The organism is Streptomyces boncukensis (assembly GCF_011045075.1).
GTDB lineage: Bacteria > Actinomycetota > Actinomycetes > Streptomycetales > Streptomycetaceae > Streptomyces > Streptomyces boncukensis.
The window spans coordinates 1-3,994 of the sequence record NZ_JAAKZZ010000602.1; the positions used below are offsets into that span (position 1 = coordinate 1).

At 76.2% G+C, this 3,994-nt stretch carries 3 protein-coding genes; 2 read left to right on the plus strand and 1 reads right to left on the minus strand.

Going from position 1 to position 3,994, the window contains the following annotated elements:
- The coding region (locus G5C65_RS32790; protein ID WP_165302710.1) for an SWIM zinc finger family protein at positions 1-408 on the minus strand (408 nt) is incomplete at its 3' end.
- A 172-nt stretch (positions 409-580) separates the two neighbouring features.
- On the opposite strand from G5C65_RS32790, the gene G5C65_RS32795 reads away from it, so the two are divergent.
- Both G5C65_RS32795 and G5C65_RS32800 read left to right on the plus strand, forming a co-directional pair.
- Complete coding sequence (locus tag G5C65_RS32795) at positions 581-1,714, plus strand: AAA family ATPase (protein WP_165302711.1); 1,134 nt, start codon at positions 581-583, stop codon at positions 1,712-1,714.
- Positions 1,711-3,994: DUF5682 family protein (locus G5C65_RS32800; RefSeq protein ID WP_206442535.1), on the plus strand; the 2,284-nt coding region annotated here is incomplete at its 3' end. The genes G5C65_RS32795 and G5C65_RS32800, both read left to right, overlap by 4 nt.

The following is a 3,994-nucleotide window of genomic DNA, read 5'->3' on the forward strand; positions in this document are numbered from 1 at the left end:
GTCCTGCTGCTCCTCCCGGGTGCGCGCCGCCTTGTGCGTGGCGCGTTCGCGGCGGCCGGTCAGCCACTCCTCGGCCCAGTCGGGCGGCTGCGGCGCCTCCGGCACCGCCGCGTCCCCTCCCGCCCACAGCAGCAGCAGACCGACCGCGTGCTTGCAGGGGAACTTTCTGCTCGGGCACGAGCACCGGAAGCCGGGCCCCTGGCCGCCGTCGAGATCGACCACCGTCTGATACGGCTTCTTGCCGCTGCCCTTGCACAGCCCCCAGACCGCTCCCGTCCCCGCCCCGGCGCCGGACCAGGGGCCGGGCGCGGACAGCTTGACCCCCGCGCGGCGTGACGCGTCGTCAGGCGCCAGCGCGCTTACCTGCTCCGCCGTCCAGCGGACCGCTTCTCCCGCCTGTCCACCCATGTCGAAAACGGTAGGCGCCGCCACTGACAATCCCGGTGCGCTTGTCGTCTGCGCAGGTCAGAGCGATTGTCAGTGGCAGGGTGCAGTGTGGTCAACGGATCGGCCGACGCTGAGCGACGAGGGGCTCCCGTCGGCCGGTCCACCTCCATTCGTCATGCGCTGAGGGGGAGTTGTGACTCAAAGCCAGGCCACAGATCCGGCGACCGGGCAGCCGGCGGAGGAGCCGGCCGCCGCGCTCCGGCCGCACGCCGAGGACGCGTTCGCCGCCGAGCTGACAGCGCTCGCCGCGGCCGACGACCGCCCGCGCCCCGAGCGCTGGCGGCTGTCGCCCTGGGCCGTGGCCACCTATCTGCTCGGCGGCGAGCTGGAGGACGGCACGGTGATCACACCGAAGTACGTGGGCCCGCGCCGCATCGTCGAGGTCGCGGTGACGACGCTGGCGACGGACCGCGCGCTCCTCCTGCTCGGCGTGCCGGGCACGGCCAAGACATGGGTGTCCGAGCATCTGGCCGCCGCCGTCAGCGGCGACTCGACGCTGCTGGTCCAGGGCACGGCCGGCACCGCCGAGGAGGCGATGCGCTACGGGTGGAACTACGCGCAGCTGCTGGCCCACGGCCCGAGCCGGGACGCGCTGGTGCCGAGCCCGGTCATGCGCGCGATGGAGCGTGGCATGACGGCGCGCGTCGAGGAGCTCACCCGCATCCCGGCCGATGTGCAGGACACGCTGATCACGGTCCTCTCCGAGAAGACGCTGCCGATCCCGGAGCTGGCCGGGGAGGTCCAGGCCGTCCGCGGCTTCAACGTCATCGCGACGGCCAACGACCGGGACCGCGGTGTCAACGAGTTGTCCAGCGCCCTGCGCCGCCGGTTCAACACGGTGGTGCTCCCGCTGCCCGAGACGCCCGAGGCCGAGGTCGAGATCGTCGCCCGGCGCGTCGACCAGCTCGGGACCTCCCTCGATCTCCCGTCCCCCGCCGAGGGGTTCGACGAGATCCGGCGGGTGGTCACCGTCTTCCGGGAGCTGCGGGACGGAGTGACGGCCGATGGCCGCACCAAGGTCAAATCCCCCTCCGGAACGCTCTCGACGGCCGAGGCCATCTCCGTCGTGACCGGCGGCCTCGCCCTGGCAGCGCACTTCGGGGACGGCGTGCTGCGCGCGGGCGATGTCGCGGCGGGCATCCTGGGCGCCGTCGTCCGGGACCCGGCGGCCGACCGGGTCGTGTGGCAGGAGTATCTGGAGGCGGTGGTGCGCGAACGCGAGGGCTGGAAGGACTTCTACCGCGCCTGCCGGGAGGTGACCGGATGACGGCCGGGGCCGCCGGGACCGCCGGGCGGCCGGACGGGCCGCTGCTGCTGGGGGTGCGGCACCACGGCCCCGGCTCGGCCCGCGCCGTGCGTGCCGCGCTCGCGGCGTACGAGCCGAAGGTGGTGCTCATCGAGGGGCCGCCCGAGGGCGATTCGGTGGTGGAGCTGGCGGCCGACGAGGCCATGGTGCCCCCGGTGGCGCTGCTGGCCCACGCGGTGCACGAGCCGGGGAGGGCGGCCTTCTGGCCGCTCGCGGAGTTCTCGCCGGAGTGGGTGGCGATCCGCTGGGCGCTGCGTCGCGGGGTGCCCGTCCGCTTTATGGACCTGCCGGCCGCCCACTCCCTGGCGCTCACCGAGGACGGGGGCGCCCAGGGGACCGGCGACGGCGATCCCGGCGCAGCGGGCCCGGACGGGCGCGCTGACCCGGACGGCCGGGCGGACTCCGACCGCCGGGACGGCCCCGGCCGCCGGGACGGCCCGGCCCCCTCGCACGGGGAAGACCCGTCCCCCAGCTCTCGACTCCGTTCGAGCAGGGGGGACCCGCTTGCCCTGCTCGCCGAGGTCGCTGGTTTCGACGATCCGGAGCGCTGGTGGGAGGACGTCATCGAGCACCGCGGTGCCGCGCGGGACCCGTTCGCCCCGTTCGCGGCGGTCGGCGGGGCCATGGCGGAGCTGCGCGCCGCGCCCGGCGAGGAGGAGCACCGGCGCGACCGGCTCCGCGAGGCCCATATGCGGCTGCGGCTGCGGGAGGCGTGCAAGGAGTTCGGGGACGCGGGGACGGCGGTCGTGTGCGGCGCCTGGCACGTCCCCGCGCTCGCCGCCCGGACGGCGACCACGGCGACGGCCGACCGCGGGCTGCTCAAGGGCCTGCCCAAGGTGAAGACCGAGATCACCTGGGTGCCGTGGACCCACCGCCGCCTCGCCCGCCGGTCCGGCTACGGCGCGGGCATCGAATCGCCCGGCTGGTACGGCCATCTGTTCGCCGCGCCCGACCGCCCCCTGGAGCGGTGGATGACCAAGGTGGCCGGTCTGCTGCGGGCGGAGGACCGGGTGGTGTCCTCGGCGCACGTCATCGAGGCCGTGCGGCTGGCGGGCACGCTGGCCGTGCTGCGCGGGCGGCCGCTGGCCGGGCTCACCGAGGCCACCGACGCGGTCCGCTCCGTGCTGTGCGAGGGGTCCGACGTCCCGCTGGAGCTGATCCGGGAGCGGCTCGTCGTCGGCGAGGTGCTCGGCGAGGTGCCGGAGGACGCGCCCGCCGTGCCGCTCCAGCGGGATCTCGCCCGGCAGCAGCGCGCGGTGCGGCTCAAGCCGCAGGCCGCCGAGCGCGAGCTGGACCTCGATCTGCGCGGCGGGACGGACGCGGCGCGCAGCAGGCTGCTGCACCGGCTGCGGCTGCTGGGCGTGGCCTGGGGCGAGCCGTCCCGCTCCCGTACGGAGAACACCGGCACGTTCCGGGAGAGCTGGCGGCTGCGCTGGGAGCCCGAGCTGTCGGTGCGGGTCGCCGAGGCGGGCGTCTGGGGCACGACGGTGGAGGCCGCGGCCACGGCCAGGGCGCGGTCCGAGGCGCGGGAGGCCGACCCTCCGCTGGCGCGGGTGACGGCCCTCGCCGAGCAGTGTCTGCTCGCCGGTCTGCCGGAGGCGCTGCCGGAGGTGATGCGGGCGCTCGCGGACCGCGCGGCCCTGGAGTCGGACGTCGGGCGCCTGGCGCAGGCGCTGCCCGCGCTGGTCCGCACGGCGCGGTACGGCGATGTGCGCGGCACCGACGCGCGCGCTCTGACGGAGGTGGCCGAGGGGCTGGCGGAGCGGGTGTGCGTCGGCCTGCCGCCGGCCTGCGCGGGCCTGGACGACGAGGGCGCACGCGATATGCGGGGCCATATCGACGCCGCGCACCAGGCGGTGGCCCTGCTGGCCCGCGAGGCCGACGGCGCCGCGCGGGAGGCGGGGCTCCCGGCCCGCTGGCGGGCGGTGCTGCTGTCGCTGGCGCGGCGCGACCGGGTCCCCGGGCTGGTGCGGGGGCGCTGTGCGCGGCTGCTGCTGGACGACGGGCGGCTGGCGGCGGAGGAGGCGGCCCGGCTGATGGGCCTCGCCCTCTCGCCGGGCACGGCACCGGCCGAGGCCGCGGCCTGGGTGGAGGGGTTCCTCGCGGGCGGCGGACTGCTGCTCGTGCACGACGAGCGGCTGCTCTCGCTGGTGGACGGGTGGCTGACGGCGGTGTCGGGGGAGGTGTTCACGGATGTGCTGCCGCTGCTGCGGCGGACGTTCGCGGAGTTCGAGGCGGGGG